The following is a 14,306-nucleotide window of genomic DNA, read 5'->3' on the forward strand; positions in this document are numbered from 1 at the left end:
TCAGAAATGTGAGCTACTGCCACGAACATAAAATCGTTACAAAGTTTTTCACAAAATGGCGTAACCTTGAGCGACGATAAATTTCGATGTGCTATGATTTCAGCGAACTAGCATTTTGTCTTATCAGGCTCCCTGAACTCTAAAGGGACTCGGGCGAGACCAAGATAAACGACACTTACGGAAAGTGGAGATAACAATGTCGGGGAAATTTGGCTTAACCATGGCAGCCAGCCTTCTGTCTCTTTTGCTCGTTGCCTGTGGCGGCGACAGCGGTTCCTCACCTCTTGCGGGACCTGGTAACAACAACGGTGGCGGGGATGATGACGGAGGACAGGTTACTGCCGGCTCGATCAATCTACTTTCCGATTCGCCTCAGATTGGCACTGCTGCCAACTCTCAGGTCACACTGACGGCAACTGTCCAGGATAGCAACGGCATCCTGTTGCCAGAAGTTCCAGTTACATTCAGCACCAGCGGCGCGGCACTTCAGGTTGTAAATGCGGTAACTGACCCTAACGGCAACGCCCAGGCAATATTGACCAACTCAAGCAATCCCCAGAACCGTACCATTTCAGTAACCGCCACGGCAGGAGGTCAGTCCGATACTGTATCTGTTCAGGCGACCGGTACGGGCATTTCCATTTCCGGGCCCACCGCAGTCTCAATTGGAGCCACTGCAAGTTACACCGTTCGACTGACCGATTCGAATGGCAACGGCATAAGCGGGGAAACTGTCAGTGTTTCAAGCAGCGGTTCAAATACGCTGACCAGCGCCTCTCAGACTACCAGTGCAACCGGCACTGTATCGCTGGGCTTTACAGCCAACACCGGCGGTACCGACACGATTACGGTGTCCGCGTACAGCGGAAGCAGCACGGTACAAGCCTCTATTGACGTACAGGTCGACCAGGACAGCTTCCTGTTTAACGACCCAGACCCTACTCAGATTGAAACGGTTAACCTGAACACTCCTGAGACAGTAACAGTTGTTCTGACCTCCGGCGGCGCCCCAGTAAACGGCGAGACCATTACCTTCTCCGCGACCCGTGGCACGCTGAGCGCCACACAGGTTTCAACTGCCAACGGCGAAGCTTCTGTTGACATCAGCTCTTCCACCGCCGGACCGTCCATCATCTCCGCCACCACCGCTGACGGATTGACGGCGACCCGACAGATCGAGTTCGTTGCAACCAACCCGACCAGCCTTATCATTCAGGCAAACGACACTCAACTGAACCCACAACAGGAAACTGAGGTCACAGCGGTTCTACGAGACGCACAAAATAACCTTGTGAAAGGCCAGCCTGTTACGTTCAGCATCGTGACAGATGAAAGTAATGGGCAGCTTTTAGAGTCCCAGGCGACCACGGACTCCCTCGGCCGAGCGACCGTTACTTACCAGGCTGGGAACAGCGGAACAGCCAGCGACGGCGTAGTTATCCAAGCTCAGACGAGCGCTGGAACTCAGCCATCTTCAACCATCTCACTGACCGTTGGCGGGCAAGCCTTGCGCATCACTCTAGGCACCGGGAATGAAATCATTGAGCCGGACAGTGTTCGTTATGATCGGGAATGGGTTGCTTTCGTAACCGACGTGAACGGCGCACCCGTTAGTGGTGTTAATGTCGAGCTGAAGCTACTACCGATCTCTTATGGTAAAGGGGTTTACGTTGCCACAGATATCGATGGAGATGGGGAGCCAGACCAGTGGGTTCCCAATCGCTCAGCAACCTGCGATGCAGAGGACGTCAACCTGAACGGGATTCTTGACCAGAACGAAGACCAGAACAACAACCAGAAGCTCGAGCCGTCCAACGATGCGACCTTTGCTCCCGCAACGCTGACGACAGGCGATGATGGCTCGGCAATGTTCTCCCTGCTATACCCACAAAGTAACTGTTCTTGGGCTGACTTCCGCTTGACGGCTACAGTAGAGGTCGAAGGATCCGAGAGCCAGGGAACCGCAGAATTCACGCTGTCGTGCTCTGCTTCTGACCTGAATAACATTGAAGCTTCGCCTCCCGGAGGAATCGAAAGCAAATACGGCTCTGCAGCCATTTGCTCAGATCCGAATTAAAAGCCAAGACCTAGAGAAAAGAGCCCGGGGACCAAAAACCCCGGGCTCTTTGGTTTGAGAATAGGCTACCTTTCCGCGATAATAGCCGCCTTCTGTTTTCAAAGGGCCTCCTGCCCCGAACCCAATTCTTCTGTAGACCGAGTCATCTGACAGCATGAAAGAGACCGTTTCCAATCTGCTCCAGTCCGCGCTGGCAGCACTCCAAGCCGATGGCACCCTGCCTGCGGACCACTCCTTCACTCCACAGGTTGGCAATACCAAGGACAAGTCCCATGGCGACTATGCCTGTAACATTGCCCTGGTTGCTTCAAAAGCCGCCGGTTGCCCGCCTCGCAAACTTGCGGAGGCGCTTGTCGGGAAACTGCCGCAGAGCAAAGCGGTGGAGAAAGTGGAAATTGCCGGGCCCGGTTTCATCAACTTCTTTATGAGCACTGCCAGTGCTTTTGAAGTGGTCAACACCATACTGGATGAGGGCGAACGCTTCGGCCGCAACAATCAGGGCCAGGGCGAAAAAGTTCAGGTGGAGTTTGTTTCCGCCAATCCCACCGGCCCCCTCCACGTTGGTCACGGCCGTGGCGCGGCGATTGGCGACTGCCTCTGCCGGCTGCTGGAAGCCAACGGGTACGATGTAACCCGGGAGTTCTATTACAACGACGCTGGCGCCCAGATTGATAACCTGGCGCTCTCTGTTCAGTCGCGGGCAAAAGGTCTGACGCCGGACGACGAGAGCTGGCCGGCGGATGGCTACCGGGGCGATTATATCGTTGATGTTGCCAAGGCCTACCTTGCGGGCGACACCGTTACCGCGGACGACCGGGAAGTAACCGCCAAGGCAGACCCGGAAGACCGCGATGCCATCCGCGAATTCGCCGTCGCCTACCTGCGCCGGGAGCAGGATTTGGATCTGAAAGCCTTTGGCGTTCAGTTTGATGTCTATTTCCTGGAGTCCTCCCTGTATGAGGACGGCAAGGTTGAAGCCACGGTCAAGCGGCTGCAGGAAAACGGCTACACCTATGAGCAGGATGGTGCCATGTGGCTGAAAACCACCGAGTTTGGCGATGACAAAGACCGGGTCATGCGCAAGAAGGACGGTGGCTACACCTACTTCCTGCCGGATGTTGCCTATCACCTGGACAAGTGGCAACGGGGTTTTACCACCGTTATCAACGAACAAGGTGCCGACCACCACTCTACCGTTACCCGCGTTCGCGCCGGCTTGCAGGCGCTGAATGCCGGCATTCCGGAAGGCTGGCCGGACTACGTACTGCACCAGATGGTCATGGTGACCCGCTCAGGCCAGGAGGTAAAAATCTCCAAACGCGCTGGCAGTTACGTGACCGTCCGGGACCTGATTGATGAAGTTGGCCGCGATGCAACCCGGTTCTTCCTGGCCGCGCGTCGGGTGGATTCCCAGTTGACCTTCGATATCGATCTGGCTCGCTCCCAGACCAATGAGAACCCGGTTTATTACGTGCAGTATGCCCACGCGCGCATCTGTAGCGTGCTTCGAAAACTGGCTGAGGAGGGCGTGGAGCGTGACCGCAACGAATGCATCGGTGACCTTTCACTGTTAACCCTTGATGAGGAAAAGGACCTGGCCAACCAGTTGGCCAAGTATCCGGAACTCATTGCCAACTCCGCCGCGCAGCGTGAGCCGCACCACCTGACGCACTACCTGCGGGATCTGGCAGGCCAGTTCCACACGTATTACAACGCCCATAAGGTATTGATTGAAGATACCGCCGTTCGTGATGCCAGGGTCAGCCTCTACCTTGCCATCCGGCAGGTCATCGCCAACGGTCTGGACCTGCTGGGCGTCAGCGCACCGGAAGAGATGTAAAACGAATGTCCCGAGATTACGCCCGCAAGGACAGACCTTCCAAGGCCTCGGCCACTTCGCGCAAAAAGCCCGCGAGACAGGCAAAGCCGAAGGCCGCCCGGCCAAAGCCAGCGGCCAGTGCCCGCTCCCAGCACGGCGGTCTGTCACTCAAGTGGATACTCTCCCTCGCAGCCGTGGGCGGCTTTATCGGGTTTATCGTCTACCTGAACTCTTTGCCAACGAGCCCGCATTCCCAGCAGCCGGCAGTCATCGAAAAGCCGGCCCAGAAACCGGCGAAAACGCCTGCAGAGACCGCGAAAGCAGAAGATAAACCCGGGTTCCGCTTCTACGAAATGCTGCCGGAATCCGAGGTTGTGCCGCCCAAAGTCGAAGAATACACGCCCGGACCAACGCAAACAGATTTCAATTATCTGCTTCAATCCGGCTCCTTCCGCAGCAAGGAAGACGCGGAACGACAGCGGGCGCAGATCGCTTTCCAGGGTTTGCGGGCAAGCACCCAGAGGATTGACCTGGACAATGGCTCCGTCTGGTACCGCGTCAATGTTGGCCCCTTCACCTCCCGAAGCCAGATGAATTCTGCTATCGACAAACTGGTTTCTCTGAATATCCAGCCACTGGTCCGGAAGATTCCCAAGGAAGGCTGATCTGTCCGGGCCTGGTGCGAACACCTTGAATTCGCACCAGAAGCCACCATAACAACGGGATACCAATTTCAATCAGGCAATTGGAGCCCAAATGACTACCATTCTTTCCGTCAGGCGCGATGACGAAGTTGCCATGGGTGGCGACGGCCAGGTTTCCCTGGGCAACACCGTAATGAAAGGCAATGCCCGGAAGGTACGCCGTCTATACAACGGCAAGGTGATCGCCGGTTTTGCGGGCGGCACCGCCGATGCGTTTACCCTTTTTGAGCGTTTTGAAGCCCAGCTTGAGAAGCATCAGGGCAACCTGACCCGAGCCGCTGTGGAGTTGGCGAAAGACTGGCGAACAGACCGGGCGTTGCGAAGGCTCGAGGCCCTGCTGGCCGTTGCGGACAAAACCGCCTCACTGATCATAACCGGCAACGGCGATGTGATCGAGCCGGAGCAGGGACTGATTGCCATCGGTTCGGGCGGTCCCTTTGCCCAGGCCTCAGCCCGGGCCCTGCTGGAAAACACCGACCTGTCAGCACACGAGATTGTTGAAAAAGGTCTGGATATCGCCGCCGACATCTGTATCTACACCAACCACAATCGCACCCTTGAAGTGCTCTCCAAAAACGACTGATCCGGAGCGACCATGTCTGCAATGACTCCCCGTGAGATTGTCCACGAGCTCAACAAACACATCGTGGGCCAGGAAGAAGCCAAGCGGGCGGTGGCCATCGCCCTTAGAAATCGCTGGCGCCGGATGCAGCTGGACAGCAGCCTGCGCGATGAGATCACTCCCAAGAACATCCTGATGATCGGTCCCACGGGTGTGGGTAAAACCGAGATTGCACGGCGCCTCGCCAAACTGGCCGATGCCCCGTTTCTGAAAGTGGAGGCCACCAAATTCACCGAAGTCGGCTACGTCGGCCGCGACGTGGAATCCATTATCCGCGATCTAGCGGATATGGCTGTCAAAATGCTGCGCGAAGCAGAGATGAAACGCCACGAGGAGCGGGCACTGGATGCCGCGGAAGAGCGTATTCTGGACGCATTGATCCCGCCGCCCCGGGATTTCGGCGAAGACAGCCAGCGCACCTCTGATTCCTCCACTCGCCAGCTATTCCGTAAGAAACTCCGCGAGGGCGAGCTGGATGACAAGGAAATCGAGATCGACCTGCGCAACTCCAGCGCCGGGGTGGAAATCATGGCACCTCCAGGCATGGAGGAGATGACTAATCAGCTGCAGAGCATGTTCTCAAACCTGTCCTCCGACAAGCGCAAGACCCGAAAGATGAAGGTTGCGGACGCGCTGAAGCGGGCCAAAGAAGAAGAGGCTGCCAAGCTGGTCAACGAAGAAGAAATCAAACAGAAAGCGATCCAGGCGGTGGAACAGAATGGCATCGTGTTCGTGGATGAGATCGACAAGGTGGCCAAACGGTCCGAAAACACCTCGTCAGATGTCTCCCGCGAGGGCGTTCAGCGCGATCTGCTACCGCTGATCGAAGGCAGCACCGTGAGCACGAAATATGGATCTGTGCGCACCGATCATATTCTGTTTATCGCCTCCGGCGCGTTCCATCTGTCCAAGCCCTCGGATCTGATTCCGGAGCTGCAGGGCCGCTTGCCGATCCGTGTTGAACTTCAGGCACTGACACCCGAGGACTTCAAGCGCATCCTGACCGAACCGGATGCCTCCCTGGTGCAGCAGTACGAAGCGCTGATGCTGACTGAAGGTGTGAAACTGACCTTCCGGGAAGATGCCATTGCCCGAATTGCCGAGGTTGCCTGGAAGGTAAACGAGAGCACAGAAAACATCGGTGCCCGTCGGCTGCATACCGTCCTTGAGCGGTTGCTGGAGACATTGTCCTTCGATGCCGGCGACAAGGTGACCGATGGCTTCGAGGTAACCGCCGAATACGTGGATGAAAAGCTTGGAGAGTTGTCCGAAGACGAGGATCTGAGCCGGTATATCCTGTAAGTGTGAATACGGGGTCAGATGAAACGATCATCTGCCCCCTATGCAGCCCCTCAATATTACTGCGCCTTCGAAAAGAGGTGCGACACGTTGTCCAGACCGGCTGCCAGCCGGCCCTTCTCCGATTTTTTCTTTCTGCCCTTGGCCACATACAGCGGCAGCATTTCGCCGTACAGACTGGTACTGATGGTCCTCTGCTCGTCTTCAAGGCGATCCCGGCGAAGCTTGATGCCATATTTCGCCAGCTTGGGCTCCAACTGGTCTGCGCGACTCAAAAGATCCCTTCGTGTCATCTGATAAGCGTGCTCACACACCATCCTGCGGGACTGGAAGCTGAATACGTTGGAGAAGAACAGCTTGGCGTCGTCTCGGGTGGGTTCAAACAGCAGAATATCCTTGTCGGGATAATCCCGGGCATACTGGGCAATGCCGGACTGCATCCTTGAGTACACCATGGTCCTGAAGGTCTGAGACAGGAGGTTTGGCATACCTGAGCGAGTCAGTTCGCCCGGCTTCATGGAACCGGCCCGGACCGCCGCACTGGCATCGATCGGCACCTGGGGATTCACGGCGAAAACCAGGTCGGCACCGTCTTCAAAAGCCACGGAGGCGTGCAAACCCTTGCGCAGTGTACCGTCCACATAATACCGCCCATCGATTTCCACTGGCACATATAACCCCGGCGAGGCAGTGCTGGCCTGAATAGCCTTGGAAATGGGCACATGATCAAAACCGGGAGCGCCAAAGCAGACCGCTTCGGTACTCTCAACATCGGCAGCCACGATGTAGAGGCTGCGCTTGAGCTGACGGAAATCATTGGTGCGCCCGAGCATGGTGAAAGCCCGCTTGAGATACTCATGCAGGCCTTCGTTATCGAACAATCCAGCCGGCGCTACCTGGGCCAGGATGGTCATGGCTTCCAGCAGACTCTGATCGTAGGGGTTGTTGACGAAGCGACTCACTGCGGTCGAAACCAGCCCGGGAATTGCCAGCAATCGACTGCCAATCTCCCGGAAAGCCGGGCGATAGAATACTTCCGGATGGAACGGGTGTACTTCCGCCTCGTTGCGCACGAAAATCCGGCAAAGTTGCGCCGTGGTCATCTGGTTGGCGAGATTCGCCGCCACAAAAGAGCCGCCGTTAACGCCGACATAGACATCGATGTTGTTGAAATCGAGACCATCGAGCGCCTCATCCAGCGCCCGGAGCGCTCCGATTTCATAAATGCCGCCCAGAGGACCACCGCCACCAAGGGCAAGCCCTATGCGGGGAGCGGGTTTATGATCAGCTGGCGAGCTCATAGACTTCCCTTTTACGGATAAAGAATGCGGGCCCGTTATGTGGACCGCCGGATACTTCAGTACTCAAGATAACAACGGTATTTAGAGTACACACCCTATATTGCTGAAGCCTGCCCCTTTATCAGGAGACGGCGGCCTCCGACACCGCCATGGCCGTCGACTTCCCCGGTCGCAGATAGCGGCCGAAACCGGCATTCCTCAACGCCAGATCAACGCAGCTCTTGATAACGTGAGGCGAATCCAGCAATAGCACATCTTCCAACAACTGGATGGCCCACTCCCGACTGACACTGCGAATCACCGACTTGACCTTGGGCAGACTGGCCGCGTTCATGGACAGGGAATCGTAGCCCATGGCCATCAGCAGCAGCGCGCCACCGGGATCACCCGCCAACTCGCCACAGATGCCAACTGGTTTACCGACCGAATGCGCATCCTGGGCAATACGGACCAACGCCTGAAGCACCGCCGGGTGATACGAGTGATAGAGCTGAGCTACCCGCGGATTGTTACGATCCACCGCGAGCAAATATTGGGTCAGGTCGTTGGAGCCAACCGAGAGGAAGTCCACCCGGTCCGCCAGCTCCCGAATCTGGTAAACGGCAGCTGGGATCTCAACCATCACACCCACTTTGGGCATATGAATGTCGTAGCCTTCTTCGCGAACCTCGTGGTACACCCGATATATAAGGTGCAGGGACTCCTCCACTTCCGAGATATTCGAGATCATCGGCAGCATGATCTGTAGATTGTTCAGCCCCTCGCTGGCCTTGAGCATGGCCCGGACCTGCACCAGGAAGATTTCCGGATGGTCCAGGGTAACCCGTATCCCGCGCCAGCCGAGGAACGGGTTCTCCTCCTGGATGGGGAAATAAGTCAGCGCCTTGTCGCCGCCAATATCCAGCGTGCGCATGGTCACCGGGCTGGGAGCGAAGGCCTCGAGCTGCTCACGGTAATACTCCCGCTGCTCCTGCTCGGAGGGAAACCGATCCTTGATCATGAAAGGCACTTCAGTCCGATACAGACCGATACCCTCAGCGCCGTGGGAAAGTGAGCGGACAACGTCGGTCATCAGCCCGGTGTTCACCAGAAGTGAAACCCGATGGTGATCGGTCGTTTCACAGGGCTTGTCCTTGAGTACCTCAAGCCCCCGAATCAGCTCGTCTTCTTCATCGCAGATCGCCTGATAATAGGAGCGGAGATCAGCAGACGGTGAGGCAAATATCTGGCCCTCAAAGCCGTCGACAACCAGTTCCTTGCCGTCGAGCTGGTTTACCGGAATGTCCACCAGCCCCATAACCGTAGGAACGCCCATGGCCCTGGCAAGGATAGCCACATGGGAGTTACTGGAGCCTTTGACCGACACCAGACCGACGAGTTGCCCTTTCGGAACCTCGCCAAGCATGGCAGGCGTCAGCTCCTCGCTGACCAGCACTGTGCGCTCAGGATAATTCAGGTGTTTCTGTTCACCTTCTTGCAGGTGAGACAGAAGGCGACGGCCGAGATCCCGGATATCAACAGCACGTTCCTGGAGATAATGATCATCCATCATCTCGAAGTGACGGATATATTGCTGAACCACCTGCTTCAGGGCACCCTGGGCCCAGATACCTTCCCGAATCTTGTTTGCCACCTCACCGGGCATTGCATCGTCACCCAGCATTCTCAGGTAGACATCGAACAGGGCCTGCTCTTCCGGACGTAGCTGTGAAGCCAGACGCTTTGCCACCCGCTCAATATCCCCCCTGACCGCTTTGACCGAAGCTTCAAAAAGCGCCAGCTCCTGATCAATATCGTCGGTGGGCTTTTCAGGCACCACATCAAGGTCCGCGGATGGATAAACGACAACACCACTGCCGATGGCTACCCCCGGTGCACCCGGAACGCCATTGAAGCTGACATCATGAGCCTCCTCACCGGTCAGGGAGAGACCGCTGATGGCACCGGTGGCTTCACTGTGGGCGATAACTCCTGCCAGCTGCGCGGAAACGGTTACCAGGAACGCCTCTTCACCCTCATCAAAACACCGGGAACTCTCCCGCTGCTGAACAACGAGAACGCCCAATACCCGGCGATGGTGAATGATCGGAACACCGAGGAAAGAACGAAACCGCTCCTCCCCTGTCTCCGGGAAATAGCGATAGCGTGGATGAGACGGTGCGTCTTCCAGATTGATCGGCTCCTCACGGGAACCAACCAGGCCAACGAGGCCCTCGGAATAGGCCAGGCTCACCTGGCCAACCGCCTTGCGGTACAGGCCTTCGGTGGCCATCAGAATGTAGCGGTTGGTGGCTGGATCCAACAGGTAAACGGAACACACCTCGGTGCCCATGGCCTTCTGCACCCTCGATACAATGATATCCAGCGCCTCCTGCAGATCGCGGGCGCTGTTTACCTCTTGTACTAGACTTCGCAGAATGCTCAGCATGGCGGTGTCAGTCCGTCATTTCTGGTGTTCCTGTAAACGCTGGCTCTGCTCCGCCCTGTGCCACTGCTCCATGTTATAGAACAGCCGTGGGGCAAGCTCTCTCAGCGCGCGTCGATACACTTCTCGCTTGAATGAGACCACCTGGCCCAATGGATACCAGTAACTTACCCATTGCCAGCCATCAAACTCCGGTGAATCCGTACCGTCCACGCAAACCTGCGCGTCCGGCGATAACATCCTCAGCAGGAACCATTTCTGTTTTTGGCCCACACAGACGGGGTGGGAGTTTTGGCGTACCATCCTCCTCGGGAGTCGATACCTCAGCCAGCCTCGGGTGCAACTGATGATTTCCACATCGTTTGCACACAGGCCGATTTCCTCTCCAAGCTCCCGGTACAGTGCGTCCTCGGGGGATTCATCATGTTTGATGCCGCCCTGGGGGAACTGCCAGGAGTCCTGCCCTATTCGCCTTGCCCAGAGAACTTCTCCTCTGTTATTGGCCAGAATGATTCCGACGTTGGGTCTGAAACCGTCTGAATCGATCACGGCACAGTCCTCTCAAAAGTCGGTGGACCGGTCAAAAATTCACCGGTCGGAATTGTCCAAGTTGCTCTCATTCTTACAGAATCCCAAGGGTTCGGCAAACGGAGCCGTTGGGGACAGGTCATGATAGACTTGGCCCTTTACTGCAAGCCCTGTGATCACCGGAGGTAACCGCTTGACGCTCGCAATTTTTGATCTGGACAACACCCTTCTGGCCGGCGACAGCGACCACGCCTGGGGCGAATTTCTGGTAGAGGAAGGCATTGTTGATGCCGAGGAATACCGCCGGGCGAACGACCGGTTTTATCAGGAATACCTGAACGGCGAGCTGGACATCCTCCACTACCTGGGGTTTGCCCTTCAGCCGTTGGCCAGTCACAACATGGAAGAGCTACTGGCGTGGCGGGAAGCCTTTATGGAGAAAAAAGTGCGCCCCATGATGCAGGCCACTGCAGATACGCTGCTGGACAGCCACCGGGAGCAGGGTCACACCCTGATGATCATTACTGCCACCAACCGTTTTGTGACTGAACCCATTGCCGAGGCCCTCGGCATCGAACATCTGATCGCCACCGAGCCCGAGCTTGTCAACGGCCGTTATACAGGCGAAGTGGCCGGCACCCCGAGCTTTCAGGATGGCAAGGTCACGCGACTGGATGACTGGCTGAATGCCCATAACAGGACACTTGAGGGGGCCTGGTTCTACAGCGACTCCCACAATGACTTGCCGCTGCTGAAAAAAGTGGACAACCCGGTAGCCGTCGATCCGGACCCGACCCTGGAGCAATATGCCCGGGATGCCGGCTGGAAAGTGATGTCTCTGCGGGGCTAAGACGTACATAGAGGCTCAGATGAAAGCGTTCATCTGAGCCCGACTTCAACTGATCAGAAAAATCCGGTCAGGGAGCGTACAAAGCAGGATTTGATGTAATCGGTTTCGGGAATGCCCGGAATCATGGGATGATCCGGCGCCTGATGCCCCTGCTCCAGCAACTGGACGAAGCGGTCGATCTTCCGGCCGCTACCCCGGATGATATCGATCAGTTTTTCCTGTGACAGGTGCATCGAGCAGGAGGCACTTACCAGAATTCCATCGCGCTCCAGCAAACGCAGCCCCAACTGGTTCAGGCGGGCATAAGCCTCTTCCCCGGCCTTCTGGTCCCTGCGCCGGGGGATCAGTGCCGGCGGATCAAGAACCACCACATCAAACTTTTCCTTCTCATCAGCCAGCGCCTTCAGCGCCTCGAAGGCATCGCCCTCAATGGTTTCCACATTGTCCAGGCCATTGAGCCTGGCGTTGTGGTGCACCGAATCAATGGCACCGGCGGAGCTGTCCACACAGGTCACCTGGGCGGCCCCGGCACAGGCTGCCTGGATGCCCCAGCCACCGACATAGCTGAACACATCCAGAACCCGCTTACCCGGCGCGTAGGCCTGCAGACGGGCGCGATTCATCCGGTGGTCATAGAACCACCCCGTTTTCTGGCCACCTTCCAAAGGAACCTCGAACCGGACACCGTTCTCCTCCACTTCCAGAAGACTGACTTCAGCACCATGGGCCTGCTCCACGTAGGTATCCAGCCCCTCGACCTTGCGCATCTTGCCGTCGTTTTTGAGGATGATCGCCTCCGGATGCGCCAGGCGCTGAATAGCCCGAACAACCGCGTCTTTCATCGCCTCCATACCAGCCGTGGAGATCTGAACTACCACCGTGGAATCAAAACGGTCGACCACCAGCCCTGAAAGACCATCACTGTCGCCAAACACCCAGCGATAGTATGGCTTGTCGAAAAGCCGCTCCCGCAGCTCAAGCGCAGCTTCCATCCGCTGGGTTAAACGCTGTGGCGTCATACCATGGCCCGGGTCCCGACTGATCAGCCGGCCGCAAATCAGCGCATGGGGATTCACGAACACCGTCCCCAAAGGCTTGTCATTGGAGGCCCGAAGCTCCGCCTGGACACCAGCCTCGAAATCCGTCAGCGGGCTGCGACGGGTGTCCACTTCATTACTGTATACCCAGAGATGGCCAGCACGCAGACGGCGCTCCGCGCCTTTTCGAAGATACAGAACCGGAAAATTCATAGAGATGACCTGGGAAAGAATTAACGAGGGGTTATTCCTCGGCAGCCACATGCTCCGCGTAAGCGGCGGAGTCCATCAGACCATCCAGCTCGCCCGCATCCGCCAGCTTCACCTTGTACAACCACCCGTCGCCATAAGGATCCTCATTGACCTTCTCCGGCTCATCTTCCAGGCTCTCATTCACTTCGATCACCTCTCCGGTCACCGGGCTGAACACGTCCGAAGCTGACTTCACAGACTCCGCTACGCCAGCTTCCTCTCCACCGTTAACGGTGACGCCCACATCCGGAACACCGATATAGACCACATCACCCAGTTGCTCCTGGGCAAAATCGGTAATGCCAACCGTCGCCGTGCCGTCATCAGACACGCGAACCCATTGATGAGTCTCAATGTATTTCAGGTCTGCGGGTATCTCACTCATAATCTGGTTTCCTGAACGAATTTTTTGCGCAGTTTAACTGAAGACGTTAACTCCAGCGAACCTCACGTGCCAGCTTCATGAACGAATTCAGGTAATCCACCTCCCGATCACGCTCCCGAAGCCCAAGGAAAATCTGCTTGGGAATTCCAGCCTCGCCCAGTTGTACCGCTCGAACCGGGATCCGGGCACCGTAATCTTCAACCAGCCACCGCGGAAGCGCCGCTACACCGCGGCCTGCGGCGACCATCTGCAGCATGATGTCGGTGGTCTCAATGGTTTTGTGCCGCGCCGGACTGGCATGCGCCGGCAACAGGAACCGGGTGTAGATATCCAGACGCTCGATCTCAACCGGGTAGGTAATCAGGGTTTCTTTCTCCAGATCCTCAGGCTCCGCCCATGCCTTGCCCGCCAGAGCATGGTCTTCAGCCACTACCAGCACCTGCTCATAGTCGAACACCGGTTCGAAGACCAGACCCGGACGATGCAGGGGGTCCGGAGTTACCAGCATATCGATGTCGTGACCAAACAGTGCTCCAATGCCACCGAACTGGAATTTCTGTTTGACGTCCACATCCACGCCCGGCCAGCTCTCAAGATAGGGCCCGACCACTTTCAGCAGCCATTGGTAGCAAGGGTGGCATTCCATCCCGATACGCAGCGTACCCCTTTGTCCCTTGGCAAACTGACCAATCAGCATCTCCGCATGTTCCATCTGCGGCAACAGCCTGTTGGCAAGTGACAGCAAGTATTGTCCAGACTGGGTCAGTCGTAACTGCCGCCCTTCCCGCACCCAGATATCGGTACCCAGCTGCTGCTCCAGCTTACGAATGGAATGGCTGAGTGCAGACTGGGTAAGATGCAGACTCTCCGCCGCCGCAGTCAGCGAACCCTGCTGATTGACCGCCCTGAGAATCTCAAGGTGGCTCCGCTCGATCATAGACACTCCATATATGGCCAACAGGAAGAGGCTTTTCTGCCTTGAAAGGCACGGTCGCTGCCGACTGGGA

The 14,306-nt window shown here is 56.9% G+C and carries 12 protein-coding genes; 6 read left to right on the forward strand and 6 right to left on the reverse strand.

Features of this window, described 5'->3' with window-relative positions:
- Positions 1-220 precede the first annotated feature (220 nt).
- The 5 genes from GJU83_RS16930 to hslU all read left to right on the forward strand — a co-directional run bounded on the left by GJU83_RS16930 (position 221) and on the right by hslU (position 6,524).
- The gene (locus tag GJU83_RS16930; RefSeq protein ID WP_167516409.1) at positions 221-2,077 is read left to right on the forward strand and encodes an Ig-like domain-containing protein; all 1,857 of its coding nucleotides are present in this window, start codon (positions 221-223) and stop codon (positions 2,075-2,077) included.
- Positions 2,078-2,231: 154 nt separating this feature from the next.
- A complete protein-coding gene (gene argS / locus GJU83_RS16935; protein WP_153634772.1) occupies positions 2,232-3,917 on the forward strand; it encodes an arginine--tRNA ligase in 1,686 nt (561 codons plus the stop codon).
- A gap of 5 nt (positions 3,918-3,922) precedes the next feature.
- Positions 3,923-4,561, forward strand: coding sequence for an SPOR domain-containing protein (locus GJU83_RS16940; RefSeq protein ID WP_153634773.1), 639 nt, complete (start codon positions 3,923-3,925; stop codon positions 4,559-4,561).
- A 91-nt stretch (positions 4,562-4,652) separates the two neighbouring features.
- Positions 4,653-5,183, forward strand: a complete 531-nt coding sequence (gene hslV, locus GJU83_RS16945) for an ATP-dependent protease subunit HslV (protein ID WP_048497819.1) — start codon at positions 4,653-4,655, stop codon at positions 5,181-5,183.
- A 12-nt stretch (positions 5,184-5,195) separates the two neighbouring features.
- Complete coding sequence (hslU, locus tag GJU83_RS16950) at positions 5,196-6,524, forward strand: ATP-dependent protease ATPase subunit HslU (protein WP_153634774.1); 1,329 nt, start codon at positions 5,196-5,198, stop codon at positions 6,522-6,524.
- A 56-nt stretch (positions 6,525-6,580) separates the two neighbouring features.
- Here the strand turns inward: hslU and GJU83_RS16955 are convergent, their stop codons facing one another.
- From GJU83_RS16955 to GJU83_RS16965, 3 genes are all read right to left on the reverse strand, one after another.
- Positions 6,581-7,822 (reverse strand): patatin-like phospholipase family protein, encoded by a 1,242-nt coding sequence (locus tag GJU83_RS16955; protein ID WP_153634775.1) that lies wholly within the window; start codon positions 7,820-7,822, stop codon positions 6,581-6,583.
- A gap of 121 nt (positions 7,823-7,943) precedes the next feature.
- Entirely contained in the window at positions 7,944-10,250 is a 2,307-nt protein-coding gene (gene ptsP / locus GJU83_RS16960; protein ID WP_153634776.1) for a phosphoenolpyruvate--protein phosphotransferase, read from the reverse strand.
- Between the two features lie 15 nt (positions 10,251-10,265).
- Positions 10,266-10,796, reverse strand: a complete 531-nt coding sequence (locus GJU83_RS16965) for an RNA pyrophosphohydrolase (protein ID WP_153634777.1) — start codon at positions 10,794-10,796, stop codon at positions 10,266-10,268.
- A 172-nt stretch (positions 10,797-10,968) separates the two neighbouring features.
- Between GJU83_RS16965 and GJU83_RS16970 the strand changes: the two genes are divergently transcribed.
- Positions 10,969-11,625, forward strand: a complete 657-nt coding sequence (locus GJU83_RS16970; RefSeq protein ID WP_069185138.1) for a histidinol-phosphatase — start codon at positions 10,969-10,971, stop codon at positions 11,623-11,625.
- Between the two features lie 53 nt (positions 11,626-11,678).
- Here the strand turns inward: GJU83_RS16970 and GJU83_RS16975 are convergent, their stop codons facing one another.
- Genes GJU83_RS16975 through GJU83_RS16985 form a run of 3 tightly spaced genes read right to left on the reverse strand, consistent with a single transcriptional unit; the run spans position 11,679 to position 14,236 of the window.
- Positions 11,679-12,875 (reverse strand): class I SAM-dependent rRNA methyltransferase, encoded by a 1,197-nt coding sequence (locus GJU83_RS16975; RefSeq protein ID WP_069185137.1) that lies wholly within the window; start codon positions 12,873-12,875, stop codon positions 11,679-11,681.
- A gap of 31 nt (positions 12,876-12,906) precedes the next feature.
- Positions 12,907-13,299, reverse strand: coding sequence for a glycine cleavage system protein GcvH (gene gcvH / locus GJU83_RS16980; RefSeq protein ID WP_069185136.1), 393 nt, complete (start codon positions 13,297-13,299; stop codon positions 12,907-12,909).
- 46 nt (positions 13,300-13,345) lie between these two features.
- Positions 13,346-14,236: a LysR family transcriptional regulator gene (locus tag GJU83_RS16985; RefSeq protein WP_069185135.1), complete on the reverse strand. Its 891-nt coding sequence runs from the start codon at positions 14,234-14,236 to the stop codon at positions 13,346-13,348.
- Between the last annotated feature and the right edge of the window lie 70 nt (positions 14,237-14,306).

It is taken from the genome of Marinobacter salsuginis (assembly GCF_009617755.1).
Lineage (GTDB): Bacteria > Pseudomonadota > Gammaproteobacteria > Pseudomonadales > Oleiphilaceae > Marinobacter > Marinobacter salsuginis.

Excerpts from the sequence above, each read along its gene's own strand:
- GJU83_RS16930 (WP_167516409.1), top strand. The coding sequence starts at position 221 with ATGGCAGCCAGCCTTCTGTCTCTTTTGCTCGTTGCCTGTGGCGGCGAC.
- hslV (WP_048497819.1), top strand. The coding sequence starts at position 4,653 with ATGACTACCATTCTTTCCGTCAGGCGCGATGACGAAGTTGCCATGGGT.
- GJU83_RS16955 (WP_153634775.1), bottom strand. The coding sequence starts at position 7,822 with ATGAGCTCGCCAGCTGATCATAAACCCGCTCCCCGCATAGGGCTTGCC.
- GJU83_RS16940 (WP_153634773.1), top strand. The coding sequence starts at position 3,923 with ATGTCCCGAGATTACGCCCGCAAGGACAGACCTTCCAAGGCCTCGGCC.
- GJU83_RS16985 (WP_069185135.1), bottom strand. The coding sequence starts at position 14,236 with ATGATCGAGCGGAGCCACCTTGAGATTCTCAGGGCGGTCAATCAGCAG.
- ptsP (WP_153634776.1), bottom strand. The coding sequence starts at position 10,250 with ATGCTGAGCATTCTGCGAAGTCTAGTACAAGAGGTAAACAGCGCCCGC.
- argS (WP_153634772.1), top strand. The coding sequence starts at position 2,232 with ATGAAAGAGACCGTTTCCAATCTGCTCCAGTCCGCGCTGGCAGCACTC.
- gcvH (WP_069185136.1), bottom strand. The coding sequence starts at position 13,299 with ATGAGTGAGATACCCGCAGACCTGAAATACATTGAGACTCATCAATGG.
- hslU (WP_153634774.1), top strand. The coding sequence starts at position 5,196 with ATGTCTGCAATGACTCCCCGTGAGATTGTCCACGAGCTCAACAAACAC.
- GJU83_RS16975 (WP_069185137.1), bottom strand. The coding sequence starts at position 12,875 with ATGAATTTTCCGGTTCTGTATCTTCGAAAAGGCGCGGAGCGCCGTCTG.